The organism is Streptomyces monashensis (assembly GCF_001866665.1).
Classification (GTDB): Bacteria; Actinomycetota; Actinomycetes; order Streptomycetales; family Streptomycetaceae; genus Streptomyces; species Streptomyces monashensis.
Window position 1 is genome coordinate 135,233 of sequence record NZ_MLYO01000024.1, and the last position, 17,555, is coordinate 152,787.

Sequence of the window (17,555 nt, forward strand, 5' to 3'; positions counted from 1 at the left end):
CCTAGCGGATGTTCGGGTCGAAGGTGAAGATCACCAGCGAGCCAAGCAGGATGGTGAACACCGTGGCGGTGTAGAGCAGGCCCTTGAGCCACAGCCGGGTGTTCGCGCGCTCCGCGTAGTCGTTGATGACCGTGCGCAGGCCGTTGGCGCCGTGCAGCATGGCGAGCCACAGCATCAGCAGGTCCCAGACCTGCCAGAACGGGGAGGCCCAGCGGCCGGCCACGAAGGCGAAGCCGATCTTGGAGACACCGCCGTCCAGCACGAGCTGGATCAGCAGGTGGCCGAGGACCAGGACGACCAGCACGATGCCGGACAGGCGCATGAACAGCCAGGCGGCCAGCTCGAAGTTGCCCCGGGTCGACTTGGGGGTCTTCTTCGTGCGCTTGCGCGGCGCCTCGATCAGCGGGGCCGGGTTGTCGACGTCGTAGACGGCGCCCTCGACGGGGCCGACACCGGACGCGGTGGTTTCGGTCGTGGCTGTGTTATTCGACATGGGCGGCCTCAGCTCCCGAACAGAACACGAGCGGCGTGGCCGAGCACGGGGTAGATCGCGCCGACCATCAGGACGATCCAGACACCCATCACGGTCCAGAACATCTGCTTCTGGTAGCGCGGGCCCTTCGACCAGAAGTCGACGGCGATGACGCGCAGGCCGTTGAGTGCGTGGAAGAGGATGGCGGCGACGAGGCCGTATTCGAGGCACGCGACGATCGGCGTCTTGTACGTGGCTACGACCTTGTCGTAGTCCTCAGGGGAGACACGCACGAGAGCGGTGTCCAGCACGTGGACGAACAGGAAGAAGAAGATGAGGACGCCGGTGACTCGGTGAGCCACCCAGGACCACATTCCTTCCCGGCCGCGGTACAGCGTTCCAGCCGGCACGGAAGTCCCTCCGGGAGCGGGGATTGGGGCCGCGCCGGCTTCTCTGTCGGTCGGGCCCGGCCGGGTACGGTCCACCGGCCCCCAGCATCGTATCCATGCGGTGCGGTGGCGCTTACGGGGGGCCTACCGGTGTGATCAAACTGGCACCGGATGGGGTATCGGCCGGGCGGCCACGGGGGTGGGGTGTCCGGTTATCTGCCGACCGCGGGTGCGTTGGGGCTGGTCGCGCCCTGCGGCGGAGCCGCTGATGGATGCAGCCCCGCGCCCCCCAGGGAAACCGCCAGCCGGTTCCCTGCAAGGCGGCGGAGTTCCTCCGCGGCTACCACCCGTTCCTCCTCCGGATCGTTCGCCAATCGTGATCGGATGGCTTCGAGGATGCGGTCGAGGGTCTCGTCCGGGTGGACGTCGCCCAGGTAGATGACGAACGTGTGACCGAATCGAGCCTCGTACGCCGCCTGCGCCGCACTCAGTGCCATGTGGGCCGCCGAGTACGTGCCCTCGGGGAGCTCGGGCAGCGACTCGCCCGCCAGGGCCTCCGACAGATCGCCCGGGGACAGGTCGTACGCCGCCTCGTCCGCCGCGGCCAGGAGGGCGTCCAGGTCGGGGTAGGGGCGGTGGTCCGTGACGCGACGGGACCAGCGCAGGCTGTGCAGGCACTGCAGGAGCAGGGTGCGGGCCTCGTCGGTGGGGGCCGCGTTGAAGGCGTCGAGGGGCCTCGGGAGGGACGGCAGGCGATGGGCGGGCAGCGTGGGTCCTCGCGTCACATGTGGTGTGGCAGGGGATGCTGTGAAAGGTGTGTCGTCAGGTTATCGAGAGTGGTCACTCTGTGTCTGCGCGATGCCTGGAATTCACTCGTACGGAAGCGTTTCGGGACGCGGAGATGACGGGTGAACACACGAACGGCCGTACGTTGACCCCGTGACCCAGCACAGGCGCCGTGACTCGGCGCAGCAGGTGATACGCAAGCGGGCCGTCGTGGCGGCCGCGTTCGTCGGGACCGTCGCCCTCGGCGTCGGGGTCGGCGTGTGGGCCTCGTCGGGCGGCGGAGAAGCGGGTGGCACGGCGGCCGCGTCCCCCGCGAGTCCCACGCCGGCCCGGTCCTATCCGCTGTCGCGGGCGCCGGGGACGATACCCGCGGTGCGCGCCTTCACGGCGGCGCGCGGGCCGGGCTGGACGCCGCGGAAGGGCGACCGGGTGGTGATCGGCGACCCCGTGCTGGCCGACACGGGGCGGCTCGTCGCCGCGGAGCTGGGCATCGCCTACGCGGGACAGAAGGACCAGGGCGACGTCCGCGCGGGGGACGTCCGGCTCACGCTCGGCGGCGGGGACGGGAACCGGGAGTCGTACACGATGACCGTCCACGACGGGCGGGTGGACATCGGCGGACCCGGCGCGGCGGGGGTGTTCTACGGGACCCGCACGCTGAAGCAGGAGGTCCACGGCGGCGGTACGGCGCCGGAGGGGGCCGTACGGGACGAACCCGCCAAGCCGGTGCGCGGGTTCATGCTCGACATCGCGCGCAAGCCGTTCTCCGAGTCCTGGATCGAGGACCGGATACGCGAGCTGGGGGACCTGAAGTTCAACGAGCTGGGGCTGCACTTCTCCGACGACCAGGCCTTCCGGATCGAGTCCGCCGGCCACCCCGAGATCGTCTCCACGGACCACCTGACCACGGCACAGGTCAGGAGGATCGTGGCGCTGGCGGACAGCCGGCACATCACCGTCGTACCCGAGATCGACTCGCCGGGGCATCTGGGCGCCGTCCTCGCCGCCCACCCCGACCTGCGGCTGCGCAACGCGAACGGGGTGCCGGCGAAGGGCGCGATCGACATCTCCGAGCCCGCCGCCGCGAAGCTCGTGGACGATCTGCTGAACGAGTACGCGGGCCTGTTCACCGGCAACCGGTGGAACCTGGGCGGCGACGAGTACCAGGCGCTGACCGTGACGAACCCGCAGGTCTCGTACCCGCGGCTCGCGGACGCCGCGCGCCGGGCCTACGGCACCGGCGGCACGGTCGCCGACCTGGCGACCGGCTGGCTGGGCGACCGCGCCGACACCGTCCGCGCCCACGACCGGACCGTCCGGGTCTGGAACGACGGCTTCCTCGAGGGCACCTCCGTGCAGCCCGCCAAGGACCTCCAGGTCGCCTACTGGACCGGCAAGGAACTGGGCGCCCGGCAGCCGGTGGCGTACCTGAGCGCGGGCCGCGAGGTCGTCAACTACAACGACGAGTTCCTCTACTACGTTCTCGGCCAGCCGCAGACCTTCGTCTATCCGACCGGGCGGCGGATCTACGAGCAGTGGACCCCGCGGGTGCTGCGCGGCACGGCCGCCGTACCGGCGCGGTACGACGCGCGGATCCTCGGCGGGTCGTTCGCGGTGTGGTGCGACTTCCCGAACGCGCAGACCGAGGCGCAGGTCGCGGCCGGGATCCGGCTGCCGCTGCGGGCGACGGTGCAGAAGCTGTGGGACCCGGGCAAGCCGCCCCTGTCCTGGGCGGACTTCCAGCGACTTTCGGCCACGCTGGGGTGAACGGGCGGTGCGCGTGAGCTCCCTGTGACACCCGGTGGAGTCCCGGCGCAGTAAGGGGAAGGACGGGGTCCGTACCGGTCGGCGCCCTGGCGTCGAGGGAGAGATTCATGAGCCTGGTGGAGCGGATCGCTCAGGCCGACGAACGCGGGCTGGCTGCCAGTGGGTTGGCTTGTTTGGATCGGTGCCTGCCGTTGCTCGGCGCCGACGACGATCTGCTGCGGCCCCTGTGGGCGAGCCTCGCCGACGGCTCCGACTGGGCCGCGGGCCTGGAGCGGGCCCGGGCCGGCGTCGACGCCGCGGAACCCGCCGGGGACGAGGCCGCGCGGCTGGCGTGGCGGATGCTGGAGGGGGCCCCGGCCGCGCGCACGGCCGAGGCGGTACGGCCCTGGGCCGACGCCTGCTCGGTCGCCTCGCTGCGGATCCACCGGCTGCTGGACCCCGCCGCCGACGACACCCCGGCCGCCGAGGGCCTCGACTCCGGGCGCGCGGGCGACACGGCGGACCTGCCGCCGCTGGTCGCCGCGGAGCTGCGCCGCCAGCGCACCGTCCTGGACCTCCTCGCCGAGCACGGCACCCATGGGCTGCGCGGCGCCCTGGAGGTCTCGGTGGAGGGGCGCCGGGTGCTGCGGGCGGTGGTGTCGCGGCGGGCACGGAGCGCTCCGTGAGGACGGCGGACGGTAGGCGCGCGGGCGGTCCTGTGATCGGCCTGCGGCGGACCTGGGGTGGACCTGGGGCGGTCCTGAAACGGTTGGCGCATCGGTGCGAAACGCGGTGACGCTTCGCCCGTGCGGGTCGCTCTTCCCTATGTGACAGCCCAGGACGTGACAGCACAGCAGGAGACCCGGCCGCATGCCGCGGCGAAGCCGGTGCGGTGGGCGGCCGACGCCGTGGCGATGGCGCGCGAGGGCGCCCGGGTGCGGCTCGACTACTCGGCGCAGAGCCTGTGGCGGGTGGACCGCATGATCGACGAGATCCGCCGCGAGAGCCCGCCGTACGCCGCCGTCGAGAGCGCGCTGCGCGGCTTCGGCGCCTACGCCGGCGAGGTGATCGCCCGCCAGACGGGCGCCGAGTGGTGGGCGACCGGCGGAGAGTACTGGGTGCGCACCCCCGACGGCCGTATCTGGGACCCCATCGACGAGGCCCGCCGCGCCTACGGCGGCCACGGCTCCCTGCGCCTGCTGTGCCGGGACGCGAGCGCCGTCCGGTGACGTGTGGAAGAGCTGCGGGCGGCCCCGGCCCTGTGACGTTTCCGTGAGCTCCGGCGCTGATCTGGCTGGAGGCACGCGAGAGGCGGCAGGAGACCGGGTCGCGCCGCGCGGATTCGCTGGGTACGGACGAGGACGGTTCTTGGGCCACGGAGGGGAACGTCGGCGCCGACAGGCGTACGACGCCGAGCTGGGCGAGGCCGTCGCACGTGCCCAGGAGGGGGACGAGGCCGCCTTCGCGGTCGCGTACCGCATCGTCCAGCCCGGGCTGCTCGGGTATCTGCGTGGTCTGGTCGGCGACGACGCGGAGGACGTGGCCTCCGACGCCTGGCTGGAGATCGCCCGGGACCTGGGCCGGTTCAAGGGCGACGGCGCCGGGTTCCGCGGCTGGAGCGCCACCATCGCCCGGCACCGGGCCCTGGACCATCTGCGCCGGCAGCGGGTAAGGCCCCGGGGAACCACGCTCGAACAGGACGTACTGGACCTGCCCGGGCCGCACAGCACCCACGACCAGGCGCTGGAGTCCCTGTCCACCGAGCGCGCCCTCGAACTGGTCCGGGGGCTGCCCCCCGACCAGGCGGAGGCGGTGCTGCTGCGCGTCGTCGTCGGCCTGGACGGACCGGCCGCCGCACGCGTCCTCGGCAAGCGGCCCGGCGCCGTGCGCACGGCCGCGCACCGGGGCCTGAAACGTCTCGCCCGCCAGCTGGGTGTGACGGATGACGGCGTCGGCGCGCTGGGGGAGTCGACATGAACCACGGCGGACCGGCACCCGCGAGCGCGCGGATGAACGCCGGCGGCCACGGGCCGTATGGAACAAGGCCGAGCCGGGACGCCGTGTGCGCCCCCGGCGAGGCGCGGCATGCGACCGGCCGGGCGGACGGCATGCGTGGGGCGGTTGTGGCGGACAGATCGGACAGGGACGGGAACTGACATGGGTGAACGGCACAGCGGCGGCGGACTGCCCGGCCGTCGGCACGTACACCCCGGCGCGGCCGCCGCCCCCGGCCCCCGGTCCACCGCCGACGTCCCCGGCGCCGGCATCGCCGCGCTGGAAGCGAGCCTCGCCGACGCCCTGTGCACCGGTCCCCTCGACCCCGGCGCCGAGCTGCACGCGGTGAGCGCGTTCCGCGCCGCGCGGGACGCCGGCCCGCACCGGGCGCGGACCCGGCGCCGGGACGACTGGCGGCCCCGGCAGCCGTGGCGTGCGCGGCTGTCGGTGAAGGCCACGCTCTCGGTGTTCGCCGCGAGCCTCACGCTGGGCGGTGTCGCCGTGGCGGCGATCGGCGCGGTCGGCTCCTCGTCGGGCGGCGACCACGGCGGCGCCCGCCCCGCGCACCCGGTGACGAGCGCCCCGGGGCGGGCCGGTGCAGGCGCGTCCGCCGCGCCCGGCGCGCACCCGGACCGCCCGGACACCGCCAAGGACACCCTGGCGCACTGCCGCGCGTACGAGCAGGTCGCGGGTGAGGGCAAGGCGCTCGACGCCACGGCCTGGCAGCGCCTTCTGACGGCCGCGGGCGGCAAGGACCACGTCGCGGCCTACTGCGCCCTCGCGGAGAAGAGCAGTAGGAGCAGCGGCAGGCGCAGTACCGGCAGATCTGCCCATAAAGCCCAAAGTGCTGACGAAAAGGGCAGAAGCGGCAAGTCCGGCCATTCCGCCGCGAGTTCGAAGCCGTCCCGCAAGAAGAAGTAGCGGTCCGGGAGAAGAGGAAGCAGCGGTCCGGGAGACGGAGCAGCGGTCCGCCGGGGCAACGGCCGGGGCCGCCACCCCCCACAGGAGAGGCCCCGGCCGTCGCGCGGACGGGCCGCGCGCGGCCCGTACTTCCTACAGCGCCATGACTGCGTTTTCTGTCACACCCCGACCCCGCGCATGCTCACCCTGCGCACTCCCGCACCCGGTCACGAGTTAGTTGCATCGTCTACATAGTCGTCGACGGACATGGACGAGGACCGCTTTGACGCCGTAACGTGCCTTTCGCGCCGGACCGGAAACAGGCGTAAAGGGAGTCACGTGCTGGGGGACGACGCGGAGCTGACCGCCGCGGTGCGTGCGGCACAGGACGGGGACGAGGCCGCATTTCGTACGGTGTACCGCGCCGTGCAACCGCGCCTGCTCGGTTACGTCCGCACGCTGGTCGGGGATCCGGACGCCGAGGACGTCGCGTCGGAGGCCTGGTTGCAGATCGCCCGCGACCTGGACCGGTTCAGCGGGGACGCCGACCGGTTCCGCGGCTGGGCCGCCCGGATCGCCCGCAACCGCGCCCTGGACCACATACGGATGCGCGGCCGGCGCCCCGCCATAGGCGGCGACGAGACGGAACTGACCGGCCGGGCCGCCGAGTCCGACACGGCCGGCGAGGCCATCGAGGCGCTGGCCACCGGCAGCACCCTCTCCCTCATCGCGCGGCTCCCGCAGGACCAGGCCGAGGCGGTCGTCCTGCGCGTGGTGGTCGGCCTGGACGCCAAGACCGCCGCCGAGACGCTCGGCAAACGCGCCGGTGCCGTACGCACCGCGGCGCACCGAGGCCTGAAGCGGCTCGCGGAGCTGCTCGGCCAGGATCCGGAATCCGCGGGCGCCCTCGACGCGCTCCCACCCCAGCGAGAACCGCGCCGCGGCGCGGTGTCGTCCGCAACTGTGACGCATACGCGTACGCGGACGCAGAAGGACATGTGATGGCCGACGAGCACGACAAGTGGCTGAACCGTGAGACGGCGGAACGTCTGCTGCGCGGTGAGTCGCTGGAAGCCGTCGACGCTCGCGCACGTGACCAGGCCGAACGCCTTTCCCGGGCGCTCGGCGCGCTGTCCGCGCAGGGGACTGCCGCCACCGGTGAACTCCCCGGCGAACAGGCCGCCCTGGCCGCGTTCCGCAAGGCCCGCGAGGCCGCCGAGGCCGAGCGGACCGCCGCCGCCCTCGCCGAGGGCGCCGTCGGCGAGCGCTCCGGCGAATCCGCCCCGCCCTCCGACGCCGGTCTGATCCGCATCGGCGCCCGGGTCCGCCCGTCCTCCGCGGCCCGTACCGGAATCCCGGGCGGCCGTCCCCGTCGCCCCCGCTGGGCCCGCCCGGTGCGTCTGGCGCTCGCCGCGGGAGTGAGCGCGGGCATGCTCGGCGGCGTCGCCATGGCCGTCGGGAGCGGGGTGCTGCCCACGTTCGGGACCGAGCGGCCCGCCCCCGCCACCTCCGTCTCGGCCGACCAGAGCTCCGCCTCACCGCTCGCCTCGGTCCCGCCGTCCGCCCCCGTGAGCCCCGGCCCGGGCGTGCCGAGCGGCGCGGGCACGAGCCCGGGTGCCACCCCGGGCGCGAGCACCGGACCGGGCCCCGGCGCGAGTCCGGGCGCCCCGAGCGGGGCTCCGGGCGGCAGCTGGCAGGGCTTCGCCGGGGTCTGCCGGGCCATCCGCGACGGCAAGGCGCCCGACTCCGGCCGGATGCGCACGCTGGAGGACCTGGCGGGCGGGTCCTCGCGCGTAGACAGCTTCTGCAAGGTGGTCCTGGACGCCGTCGACTCCGCGGCCGGCGGCGCTCTCGGCGGCAACGGCGACGACCCGGGAAAGCACCTGGGCAAGGACAAGGGCAAGGGCCAGGGGAACGGCGACGGCCAGGGCAAGGGCGGCGACGGCCAGGGGCAGGGTGACGGCGGCGGTCACCCGGGAGGCGGCGACCGCTCCGGTCACGGCGGCGGTCACGGCCAGGGCGGCAACGGCAGCGGCGGCAGCGGCGGCGGTGACCAGGGCAGCGGCGGCGGGTCCCAGGGCGACGCCGCACCGTCAAGCTCCTGACCTGCGGTTTTGTGATCGGCGAAATTTTTTCGGCGCGGGGTGTGACGTTTCCGGAGCCCACGACGCAGTACAGAGTGAGCCGACTGGTCATCGGCCGTCGCACTGAGCCGGGGTTCCCCCCGTACCCACGGCTCGTGCCCTCGGCGCGGGCGGGACACGTTCCCCCGGTCCCGCCCGCGCCCTATCTCCCTCGCACCGTCACCGGCGGATCCCTCACCAGTGGACGACGACCGTGTCGCCCACCCGCACCTGCGCGAACAGCTGCTGGATCGCCGTCTCGTCGCGGACGTTCACGCAGCCGTGCGAGCCGCCCGCGTAACCGCGCGCCGCGAAGTCGTAGGAGTAGTGCACCGCCTGCCCGCCGCTGAAGAACATCGCGTACGGCATCGGCGAGTGGTAGAGCGTGGAGACCCAGGTCCGCGCCTTCCAGTAGACGTGGAAGACGCCCTCGCGGGTGGGTGAGTACTGCGCCCCGAAGCGCACCGACATGGCCGACACCGTCCGCCCGTCGACCATCCAGCGCAGGGTCCGCGTGGTCTTGTCGATGCACAGCACGCGCCCGGTCAGGCAGCGCGGGTCGGGCGGGCCGGCCGGCTGGCCGCCCATCAGGTACAGCTCCCACTGGCCGGGCGGGTGCGTCATCGCCACCAGCCGCTGCCAGGTGACGGTGTCCGTCCGCCCGGTCCGGGGCAGCCCGCGCCTGCCCTGGAACCCCTCGACGGCGTGCTCGGTCAGATCGTCGTAGGACCCCGTCGGCCCGTCGAACAGCCAGTCCAGCTGGCGCAGCCGGGCCTGGAGTTCCCGCACGCCGGGCCCGCTGTCGCCCGGTGACCACAGCGCCGGGGACGCCGGTACGACGCTCGGGGCCGGGACCGTCCGGGCGGTGCGGGGAGTGCCGCCCGACGGCGGCCCGACGCGCACCGGCGGGACGGGTTTGCCGTCGGCGCCGGCCATCGGCTGCACGGTGCAGCCGACGAGGGCGGTGAGGGCGGCGAGAGCGGCGGAGGAGATGCGGACGGCGGCGAGCGGGCCCCTGGTGCCCCTGATCCTCATGCCGGGGATGTTTCCCCGCGTGACCGCCGCCGAACTACGGGGCATGGTGAGAGGGGACGAGAGGTACGGCGGGCGGAGGCGTTCATGGCAGGTGAGCCGGAGGCACGCGAGTCGGAGTCGGGACTGCCTATCGCGCCGGTCTACGGACCGGCCGACCTCACCGGCTGGGACCCGGCGCGGCAGCTCGGCGAACCGGGCGGGTACCCGTTCACGCGCGGGGTCTACCCGACCATGTACACCGGCCGCCCCTGGACGATGCGCCAGTACGCCGGCTTCGGCACGGCCGCCGAGTCCAACGCCCGCTACCGGCAGCTGATCGCGCACGGCACCACCGGCCTGTCCGTCGCCTTCGACCTGCCCACCCAGATGGGCCACGACTCCGACGCGCCCCTCGCGCACGGCGAGGTGGGCAAGGTCGGCGTGGCCGTCGACTCGGTCGAGGACATGCGGGTGCTGTTCGACGGCATCCCGCTGGACCAGGTCTCCACGTCGATGACGATCAACGCCCCGGCGGCCCTGCTGCTGCTCCTGTACCAGCTGGTGGCGGAGGAGCAGGGCGTCCCGGCGGACCGGCTGACCGGCACGGTCCAGAACGACGTGCTGAAGGAGTACATCGCGCGCGGGACGTACATCTTCCCGCCGAAGCCGTCCCTGCGGCTGACGGCGGACATCTTCAAGTACTGCGCCGCCGAGATCCCCCGGTGGAACACGATCTCGATCTCCGGCTACCACATGGCCGAGGCGGGCGCCTCGCCCGTGCAGGAGATCGCGTTCACGCTCGCCGACGGCATCGAGTACGTCCGTACGGCGGTGGCGGCGGGTATGGACGTGGACGCGTTCGCGCCCCGGCTGTCGTTCTTCTTCGTGGCCCGTACGACGCTGCTGGAGGAGATCGCCAAGTTCCGTGCGGCGCGCAGGATCTGGGCGCGGGTGATGAGGGACGAGTTCGGCGCGCGCGACCCCAGGTCGCTGATGCTGCGCTTCCACACCCAGACCGCCGGGGTCCAGCTGACCGCGCAGCAGCCGGAGGTGAACCTCGTCCGGGTCGCCGTCCAGGCCCTCGGCGCGGTGCTCGGCGGGACCCAGTCGCTGCACACCAACTCCTTCGACGAGGCGATCGCGCTGCCGACGGACAAGAGCGCACGGCTGGCGCTGCGCACCCAGCAGGTGCTGGCGTACGAGACGGACGTGACGGCGACGGTGGATCCGTTCGCCGGGTCGTACGCGGTGGAGCGGATGACGGACGACGTCGAGGCGGCGGCCGTCGACCTGATGCGCCGGGTGGAGGACCTGGGCGGGGCGGTGGCCGCCATCGAGCAGGGCTTCCAGAAGGCCGAGATCGAGCGGAACGCGTACCGCATCGCCCAGGAGACCGACTCCGGCGAGCGGGTCGTCGTGGGCGTCAACCGCTTCCGCCTCGACGAGGAGGAGCCGTACGCGCCGCTGCGGGTGGACCCGGCGATCGAGGCCCGGCAGGCGGAGCGGCTGGAGCGGCTGCGGACGCGGCGCGACCGGGGGGCGGTGGACTCGGCGCTGGCCGCGCTGAAGAAGGCGGCCGGGGGCGAGGACAACGTGCTGTATCCCATGCGGGAGGCGCTGCGGGCCCGGGCGACGGTCGGGGAGGTGTGCGACGCGCTGCGGGAGGTGTGGGGGAGGTACGAGCCGTCGGAGGTGCTCTGAGCTGGGCGGATACTCCGTTTGGGTGATCATGGGCGGATGCGGCCCGGTGCCGGTTACGCTCATGAAGAGTGTTCCTGAAAGGAGGGTGCCGTGGCTGTGATGCTGCATGAGTCGTCGCTTGCCGATGCCGCCGACAGGCTCTGGGAGGAACTGCCCGGGCACCGGGTCGAGATCCTCAACGGGAGCATCGTCGTGACACCGCCGCCGGACGGGCCGCATCAAATGACACTCTCTTGGTTGATCGTGGCGTGCCACCAGGCGGGAGACCGGCAGGCAGGGCTCAGAACCGTGGCGGGCATCGGCCTGTGGTTGCCGACGGGGCCGTATGACTACGCCGTACCCGACTTGGCGATCGTGGACGACGACTTCCACGATGCGCTTGTCGAGAAGAACTGCTATGCGCCTCATGTCTTCCGCCTGGTCCTGGAAGTGACCTCCTCCAACTGGACCAATGACACGGCCACCAAGGTCGATGTCTATGCGCGCGCCAGTGTCCCGGTGTACCTCATCGCCGATCGCCGGCACGATGAAGTCCTGCTCTACACGGACCCCGTCGACGGCAAATACTCCGACCCCGCCCGCTACAAGCGCGGCCAGACCGTCCCCCTCCCCGAATCCGTCGGCGTCACCCTCGACCTCTCCGTCGACACCCTCCTCGACGGCGACGACTGACCACCAGGCGGGTCAGATGCCGAGCTTGGCCAGGTAGGCCCCGGCCCCGTCCGAGGAGTCACCCGCCCAGCCCACATAGCCGTCCGGGCGGACCAGGAAGACACCCGGGCCGTACGACTCCGGGGCCGCCGGGAGTGAGCGCACCCCGGGGACCGGGGAGCCGGGAGCGCCCAGCAGCGTCCAGTGCGGCCCTCGGAACGCGTCGAAGAGGCGTACGCCGTCCACCGTGCCGTCGGGCGCGCGGTCGCCGGCCCGCACCCCGGCCGGGTTCGCGCGGGTCTCCTCCGTGAGGCTCGACTCCCGGTAGCCCAGGTCGAGTTGGACCGTCGCGGAGCCTCGGCGCACCTCGCCCCGGTGCACCCCGGTGGACAGGTCCAGCATGGCCGCCGCGTTCGCCCGGCGCTCCTCCTCGTAGGTGTCGAGCAGGGTGTCCGGCGCTCCGGCCCGCAGCACCGCGCCCAGCTTCCAGCCCAGGTTGTAGGCGTCCTGGACGCTGGTGTTCAGGCCCTGGCCGCCCGCCGGGGAGTGGACGTGGGCCGCGTCGCCCGCGAGCAGGACCCGGCCCACCCGGAAGCGGTCCGCCAGGGCCGCGCGCGGGCGGAAGTCGGAGGCCCAGCGCAGCGCCGTCACGTCGGCGCGGTTCAGGTGCGTGTACGCGGCGACCAGCGTGCGGATGCCGTCCAGGGACAGGTCGGGGGCCGTGCCCTCGGGGAGGCGGGCCTGGAGCTGGAAGTCGTCCGTGCCGGCCAGCGGGCACAGGCCCACGACCGTGCCGTCGTCCTTCGGGAAGGTGTGCCAGTACCCGCGGTCCAGGCCCCGCACCCGGACGTCCGCCACCATGAACGGCGCCGGGTCCACGCTCTCGCCGGCCATGCCGACCCCCAGCGCCCGCCGGATCGCCGAGCGTCCGCCGTCGGCCGCGACGACGTACCGCGCGCGCAGTGCCGTACCGTCGGCGAACTCCACGGCCGCCCCGTCCGCGTCCTGCCCGGCGCCCGTCACCTCGCACCCGAAGGCGACCCGGCCGCCCAGCTCCAGCAGCCGCGCGTACAGCACCTCCTGCGTGCGCCACTGCGCGACCATCAGCGGCTCGGTGTACGGCGCGCCGTCGTCCGCCGCGACCGTGTCGAACATCGGCTCTGCGCCGACGCGCTCGCCGTCCTTCCAGATCATCCGGTCCGGGTACGGACCGCCCGCCGCGCGGATCGCGGCCAGTACGCCCAGGTCGTCGAAGACCTCCTGGGTACGGGGCTGGATCCCCTTGCCGCGCGAGCCGGGGAACAGGCCTGCGGCCCGCTCCAGCACGAGCGCCTCCACTCCGCGCCGGGCCAGGTCGATGCCGAGGGCGAGACCGGTCGGACCCGCGCCCACGATCAGAACGTCCATCGCGATACTCCTCTCCTTAACGTCGTTAAGTGCCGTCGCCCGGAAGCGTGCCCTTAACGCTGTTAAGCTGTCAAGTGTGAGCCCCGAGAAACGCGCCCCCCGCGCCCCCCTGGACCGCCGTCGCGTCGCCGACACCGCGCTGCGGCTGCTGAACGAGGCGGGACTGGACGGCCTGACCCTGCGCGCCATCGCCGCCGAGCTGGACGTCAAGGCGCCCGCCCTGTACTGGCACTTCAAGGACAAGCAGGCGCTGCTGGACGAGATGGCGACGGAGATGTACCGGCGGATGGCCGCCGCCGCGCCGCCCGATCCGGACGACGGCTGGCAGGAGCGGCTGCTGAAGACGGGCCGGGGGCTGCGCGCCGCGCTGCTCGGTTACCGCGACGGCGCCAAGGTCTACAGCGGCTCACGCTTCACGGGCACCGAGCACGCCCCCGCCCTGGAGGCGAACCTGCGGCTGCTGACGGACGCCGGGTTCACCCTCGCCCAGGCGGTCGACGCGGGCCGGACGACGAACGCGTACACGATCGGCTTCGTCACCGAGGAACAGGGCGTACGGCCCCTGCCGGGCGAGCGCCGGGAGGGGTACGACGTCGCGGAACGGGCCCGCCGGCTCGCGGACTTCCCGCTCGCGGCGGCGGCCGGCGGGCTGCTCTTCGACGACTACGACCGCCAGTTCGAGGAAGGACTGGCGGTCGTCGTCGCGGGGATCGGAGCGCGGTACGGAATCGGCTGACCCGGGGTTCAGCCCGCCGGTGTCCGCGCCGTCTTGAGGGCCCGCTTCAGCCGGGGCCCGAAGGGCCTCTCCACGAACCGGTGGATCAGCCAGGCCAGCGCCAGCATGCCCAGCACCGTCACCACGAGTGTCGGCCACGGGCCGAGGCCCAGACCCCGGTGCAGCACCCGGATGACGAACCAGCCCAGGTGCTCGTGGACCAGGTAGAACGGGTACGTCAGCGCGCCCGCCGTCACCAGCCAGCGCCACCTGGCCCAGCTCGCCCAGCCGAGCGCCACGACGGCGACGGCCGCGAACGCGACGGTGACGATCAGGATGACGACGTACGGATCGCGGTGCGGGTGGTGGCCCCACAGGCCGGTGGTGGCCTCCCGCTGGGCGAGCAGCCAGGACATCGCGACGATGCCCCACGAGAGCAGGTCGCTGCCGAAGCGGTGGATCAGGTACAGCGCCAGGCCGCCGATGAAGAAGGGGGCGTACTCGGGCATGACCACCTGGTTCAGCAGCTCGTTCCCGGAGCTGTGGCTCAGCACCGCCGCCAGCGTCCACACGCAGGCGAACAGCACCACCCGGCGCCGGGTCACCCCGCGCACCACGACGAGCAGCGCGAACAGCACGTAGAAGCGCAGCTCGACCCAGAGCGTCCAGCACACGCCGAGGACCCGCTTCGCCCCCATCGGCTGCTGGAGCATCGTCAGGTTGACCAGGAACTCGTCCGGCCGGACCGCGTGGACGACGACGGGCATGGCGAGGGAGGCCCCGGTGATCAGGAACAGGGCCACCCAGTAGGCCGGGTACAGGCGCGAGACGCGGGAGCGGAAGAAGTCCCCGAGCGTGCGGCCCCAACTGCTCATGCAGATCACGAAGCCGCTGATGACGAAGAAGAGCTCGACCCCGAAGTTGCCGTAGACGGCGGCCCGGGACAGGGTCGGGAAGAGGTGCGCCGGGCTGCCGTGCCAGGACGCGGAGACCGTGCCGCCGCGTCCGGTGTAGTGGTACAGGCAGACCATCAGCGCGGCCACGAGCCGCAGACCGTCCAGGGCCAAGAGGCGGCTCGTGCGCCCGCCACCGGCGGTGGGCGGGGCGCCGGCCGGGCGGGGTATCGGCGGGCCGGGCGCGGCGGCGAGGCCGGGGGGTGGCGGTGACGCTGCCATGGAGGTCGAGTCCTTCCTGGATGGTCTTCAGGGTTGTGCCGTCGCCGGGCCCGGCCGCTCGCGCGCCCCTGCCCCGCGGCCCGGTTCAGTCGCGTGCGCCCCGGCGCAGGCTGCGGGCCTTGCGGGCGACCCGGCGGACCGTGGCGTTGCGGGGGATGAACGCCAGCTGAGCCGGTACCCCGCCGGGGAGGGCCAGGGAGGTCAGGCGCCGGCGCTTGAAGTAGCGCAGGGTCCGCGGGTTCTGGTGCCGCGCCAGCCAGCCCTCGACCTCGGAGCGCAGCCGCGGCAGGATCTTCGGCTGCATCGCGAAGCCCACCGCCCGCACCAGCGCGCCGAGTTCCTCGACGTCCATGCCCCGGCGCTGCTCCTCGACGGCCGCCCTGTCGCCCAGTTCGGGCAGCAGCGCGTCGACGATGGTGACCGGGATCCGGTTGCTGTTCTCGTACGGCGTGACCTGCTCCAGCAGCACCTCGGTGCCGATCCGGGCGACAGGCAGGCCGTACAGCGCCCGGGCCGTGAGCAGGGCGGTGGAGAAGCAGCCGACGACCAGCGCGGGACGCATCCGCTGGTACAGCACCTCGGCGAGGACCGGGGTGTCGAGCACGGTCAGTTCGACCTTCAGCTTCTGTGCCTCCCGCTCCAGCGAGCGGGTGAAGCTCGCCGGCGCGGACGGGTGCGGCTTGAACACCACCTTGGTGTGCCCGAGCGCGGCCGCGCCCCGCAGCATCCGCACGTGCAGGTGGTCTTCCTGCTCGGGGGTGAGGATCTCCAGCGCCGAGAGGTACTGGCCGAGCAGCAGCGCCGGCTCCTCGACGTCCGGCAGCGCCGCGTCCCCGGAGTCCGTGGGCCCGAGGTCGGCGAGCACCTTGGTGAAGGCGGCCGTCGGCACGACCTCGCCCTCGACGCCGAACTCCGTGAGCAGCAGCGGCTTCAGGCCGGGGACGAGGTCCAGGTGCAGCACCCGGTCCACCCGGGTGCCGACCAGCGGGTCGATCTTGTTGCGGGTGGGGCCGTAGCTCATCAGGCCGTCGGCGTAGACCGTCACGGGCGCGCCGGTGAAGATCTGGCCGAGCGCCAGCGACGGGTTGACCTGGATCGACTCGACGGCCAGCTCGACGTCGTCGTCGCCCAGTCGCCACTCGTGGCGCAGGAAGCGTTCCCACAGCGGCATGTCGTCCACCCGCGGGGCCCAGCCGCCCGGGTGGAACGGGAAGATCGTCTCGTTGTACGAGATCACGTCGTCGAAGCGGTCGCGCAGCTTCTCGAAGCCGGGCGCCTGGTCGAGGGCGGGCGTCGTCTCCGGGGTGGTGGAGTTGTTGCAGACCAGCAGGATCCGCCGGTCGGCCGGGCCGAAGCAGCCGGAGTCCAGGGCGGCGGCGAGCGTGGCCGTGCCGTACAGCGTCGACGCCTGGAAGATCTGGGTCGTCACGCGGCGGCCCCCGCGGGAGCGGGACGGCGGCGCAGCCGGCGCAGCTTGGAGGCGCGCGGGAGGTCCATGGAGTCGAGCGCCTCGTCCAGCACGTCCTGCGGCATGCGCCGCAGGGCCGCGGCGCTCATGGATTTCAGCTTTTTCGCCACCGCGGGCTCGAACCTTTCGATGGTTCCCAGATGATGGGAAATGATGGCGCAATAGGTACGGACGGCCTTCGGCAGCAGTTCGTCAGCCTGCGGATCCTCGGCGGTTTCCGCGACGACCTGATCGAACGCGCGAATGAAATCCAGCTGCCGTACATCGCCGATCTGGGTGAGCGACGAGGCGACCCCGCGCCGGTAGAACACGCCGAGCATGCTCACCGCGGCGAAGGATTCCGCCTCCCGGTGCAGCTTCCAGATCCACGGCCGGTCCTCGGCCGTGCGCAGCCCGTCGGTGAAGTGCAGCAGGCCCTTGTCCACGAGCCGCCGGTGGTAGACGCCGGCCCACGCGTACGCGTAGTCGACGGACGTCGAGCGGTCGGCGGGCAGGATCGCCTCGCGCGGGCTCGTCACCACGCCGCGCCGGCCGACCGGCACCCGGTGCACCTGGCGCGAGCGCGCGGTGCACTGCACATGGTCGGTACGGATGAAGTCGCAGCCCAACTCGTCTATCGCGGCGACCAGTTGAGGGAAGTAGCCGGGGGCGAGCCAGTCGTCGCCGTCCAGGAACGTCAGGTACTCACCGCGCGCCCGGTCGATCCCGGTGTTGCGGGCGGTCGCCAGCCCCCCGTTCTGTTCGTGCCGGACATGGACCGCTCCGGGCAGCTCGCGCTCCGCGCGCGCGAGAATGTCCGGTGTCCCGTCGCGGGAACAGTCGTCGACGAGAATGAACTCAAAGTCGTCCCGGGCATTCGCCTTCAGACTCCTGAGGGTGTCGGGCGCGTATTGCTGCACGTTGTAGAACGGCACGATGACGGAGAGCTTGACCACGTCAGGGACGTTAGGGGGAAGCCCGTGATTCGTCTTGACGCTTTGCTTGATGCTGAGTGAACGACACGTGGCGAAGCT

The 17,555-nt window shown here is 72.7% G+C and carries 18 protein-coding genes; 10 read left to right on the plus strand and 8 right to left on the minus strand.

What is annotated here, in order from left to right; all coding sequences use genetic code 11:
- Window position 1 precedes the first annotated feature (1 nt).
- From BIV23_RS14295 to BIV23_RS14305, 3 genes are all read right to left on the minus strand, one after another.
- Entirely contained in the window at window positions 2-493 is a 492-nt protein-coding gene (locus tag BIV23_RS14295) for a succinate dehydrogenase hydrophobic membrane anchor subunit (protein WP_071381191.1), read from the minus strand.
- Window positions 494-501: 8 nt separating this feature from the next.
- Window positions 502-882, minus strand: coding sequence for a succinate dehydrogenase, cytochrome b556 subunit (gene sdhC, locus BIV23_RS14300; RefSeq protein WP_079173146.1), 381 nt, complete (start codon window positions 880-882; stop codon window positions 502-504).
- Window positions 883-1,073: 191 nt separating this feature from the next.
- Window positions 1,074-1,646, minus strand: a complete 573-nt coding sequence (locus tag BIV23_RS14305) for a 2-oxo-4-hydroxy-4-carboxy-5-ureidoimidazoline decarboxylase (protein ID WP_071381192.1) — start codon at window positions 1,644-1,646, stop codon at window positions 1,074-1,076.
- A 154-nt stretch (window positions 1,647-1,800) separates the two neighbouring features.
- Between BIV23_RS14305 and BIV23_RS14310 the strand changes: the two genes are divergently transcribed.
- The 7 genes from BIV23_RS14310 (at window position 1,801) to BIV23_RS14340 (ending at window position 8,393) form a co-directional block, all read left to right on the plus strand.
- Window positions 1,801-3,414, plus strand: coding sequence for a beta-N-acetylhexosaminidase (locus BIV23_RS14310; RefSeq protein ID WP_177239890.1), 1,614 nt, complete (start codon window positions 1,801-1,803; stop codon window positions 3,412-3,414).
- Between the two features lie 107 nt (window positions 3,415-3,521).
- Complete coding sequence (locus BIV23_RS14315) at window positions 3,522-4,079, plus strand: hypothetical protein (RefSeq protein ID WP_071381193.1); 558 nt, start codon at window positions 3,522-3,524, stop codon at window positions 4,077-4,079.
- 156 nt (window positions 4,080-4,235) lie between these two features.
- A complete protein-coding gene (locus tag BIV23_RS14320; RefSeq protein ID WP_177239891.1) occupies window positions 4,236-4,622 on the plus strand; it encodes a hypothetical protein in 387 nt (128 codons plus the stop codon).
- Window positions 4,623-4,761: 139 nt separating this feature from the next.
- The gene (locus tag BIV23_RS14325) at window positions 4,762-5,370 is read left to right on the plus strand and encodes an RNA polymerase sigma factor (RefSeq protein WP_071381195.1); all 609 of its coding nucleotides are present in this window, start codon (window positions 4,762-4,764) and stop codon (window positions 5,368-5,370) included.
- Window positions 5,371-5,550: 180 nt separating this feature from the next.
- Window positions 5,551-6,309, plus strand: a complete 759-nt coding sequence (locus tag BIV23_RS14330) for a hypothetical protein (protein ID WP_079173147.1) — start codon at window positions 5,551-5,553, stop codon at window positions 6,307-6,309.
- Between the two features lie 318 nt (window positions 6,310-6,627).
- Window positions 6,628-7,290: an RNA polymerase sigma factor gene (locus BIV23_RS14335; RefSeq protein ID WP_071381197.1), complete on the plus strand. Its 663-nt coding sequence runs from the start codon at window positions 6,628-6,630 to the stop codon at window positions 7,288-7,290.
- Window positions 7,290-8,393 (plus strand): coiled-coil domain-containing protein, encoded by a 1,104-nt coding sequence (locus BIV23_RS14340; RefSeq protein WP_071381198.1) that lies wholly within the window; start codon window positions 7,290-7,292, stop codon window positions 8,391-8,393. Before BIV23_RS14335 ends, BIV23_RS14340 begins: the two co-directional genes overlap by 1 nt.
- Window positions 8,394-8,606: 213 nt before the next feature.
- Here the strand turns inward: BIV23_RS14340 and BIV23_RS14345 are convergent, their stop codons facing one another.
- Window positions 8,607-9,446, minus strand: a complete 840-nt coding sequence (locus BIV23_RS14345) for a L,D-transpeptidase family protein (RefSeq protein ID WP_071381199.1) — start codon at window positions 9,444-9,446, stop codon at window positions 8,607-8,609.
- An 84-nt stretch (window positions 9,447-9,530) separates the two neighbouring features.
- Here BIV23_RS14345 and BIV23_RS14350 point away from each other — a divergent pair, with 84 nt between their 5' ends.
- Window positions 9,531-11,126, plus strand: coding sequence for an acyl-CoA mutase large subunit family protein (locus tag BIV23_RS14350; RefSeq protein ID WP_071381200.1), 1,596 nt, complete (start codon window positions 9,531-9,533; stop codon window positions 11,124-11,126).
- Window positions 11,127-11,225: 99 nt separating this feature from the next.
- Window positions 11,226-11,798 carry a Uma2 family endonuclease gene (locus tag BIV23_RS14355; RefSeq protein WP_071381363.1) on the plus strand — a complete coding sequence of 191 codons (573 nt, stop codon included), beginning with the start codon at window positions 11,226-11,228 and terminating at the stop codon, window positions 11,796-11,798.
- Window positions 11,799-11,810: 12 nt separating this feature from the next.
- On the opposite strand, the gene BIV23_RS14360 is transcribed toward BIV23_RS14355, so the two are convergent.
- Window positions 11,811-13,190, minus strand: a complete 1,380-nt coding sequence (locus BIV23_RS14360; protein ID WP_245790529.1) for an FAD-dependent monooxygenase — start codon at window positions 13,188-13,190, stop codon at window positions 11,811-11,813.
- Window positions 13,191-13,260: 70 nt separating this feature from the next.
- Here BIV23_RS14360 and BIV23_RS14365 point away from each other — a divergent pair, with 70 nt between their 5' ends.
- On the plus strand, window positions 13,261-13,920 hold the full coding sequence (locus tag BIV23_RS14365; protein WP_071381202.1) for a TetR/AcrR family transcriptional regulator C-terminal domain-containing protein: 660 nt from the start codon (window positions 13,261-13,263) through the stop codon (window positions 13,918-13,920).
- Between the two features lie 8 nt (window positions 13,921-13,928).
- On the opposite strand, the gene BIV23_RS14370 is transcribed toward BIV23_RS14365, so the two are convergent.
- The 3 genes from BIV23_RS14370 to BIV23_RS14380 form a co-directional block, all read right to left on the minus strand.
- Entirely contained in the window at window positions 13,929-15,074 is a 1,146-nt protein-coding gene (locus BIV23_RS14370; protein ID WP_177239892.1) for an acyltransferase family protein, read from the minus strand.
- Between the two features lie 85 nt (window positions 15,075-15,159).
- Window positions 15,160-16,503, minus strand: coding sequence for a polysialyltransferase family glycosyltransferase (locus BIV23_RS14375; RefSeq protein ID WP_071381203.1), 1,344 nt, complete (start codon window positions 16,501-16,503; stop codon window positions 15,160-15,162).
- Entirely contained in the window at window positions 16,500-17,477 is a 978-nt protein-coding gene (locus BIV23_RS14380; RefSeq protein ID WP_071381204.1) for a glycosyltransferase family 2 protein, read from the minus strand. Before BIV23_RS14380 ends, BIV23_RS14375 begins: the two co-directional genes overlap by 4 nt.
- Window positions 17,478-17,555 lie beyond the last annotated feature (78 nt).

What these genes read in the sequence shown, in the direction of transcription:
- BIV23_RS14295 (WP_071381191.1), bottom strand. Translation starts at nt 493, where the DNA reads ATGTCGAATAACACAGCCACGACCGAAACCACCGCGTCCGGTGTCGGC.
- BIV23_RS14350 (WP_071381200.1), top strand. Translation starts at nt 9,531, where the DNA reads ATGGCAGGTGAGCCGGAGGCACGCGAGTCGGAGTCGGGACTGCCTATC.
- BIV23_RS14330 (WP_079173147.1), top strand. Translation starts at nt 5,551, where the DNA reads ATGGGTGAACGGCACAGCGGCGGCGGACTGCCCGGCCGTCGGCACGTA.
- BIV23_RS14345 (WP_071381199.1), bottom strand. Translation starts at nt 9,446, where the DNA reads ATGAGGATCAGGGGCACCAGGGGCCCGCTCGCCGCCGTCCGCATCTCC.
- BIV23_RS14355 (WP_071381363.1), top strand. Translation starts at nt 11,226, where the DNA reads ATGCTGCATGAGTCGTCGCTTGCCGATGCCGCCGACAGGCTCTGGGAG.
- BIV23_RS14340 (WP_071381198.1), top strand. Translation starts at nt 7,290, where the DNA reads ATGGCCGACGAGCACGACAAGTGGCTGAACCGTGAGACGGCGGAACGT.
- BIV23_RS14315 (WP_071381193.1), top strand. Translation starts at nt 3,522, where the DNA reads ATGAGCCTGGTGGAGCGGATCGCTCAGGCCGACGAACGCGGGCTGGCT.
- BIV23_RS14370 (WP_177239892.1), bottom strand. Translation starts at nt 15,074, where the DNA reads ATGGCAGCGTCACCGCCACCCCCCGGCCTCGCCGCCGCGCCCGGCCCG.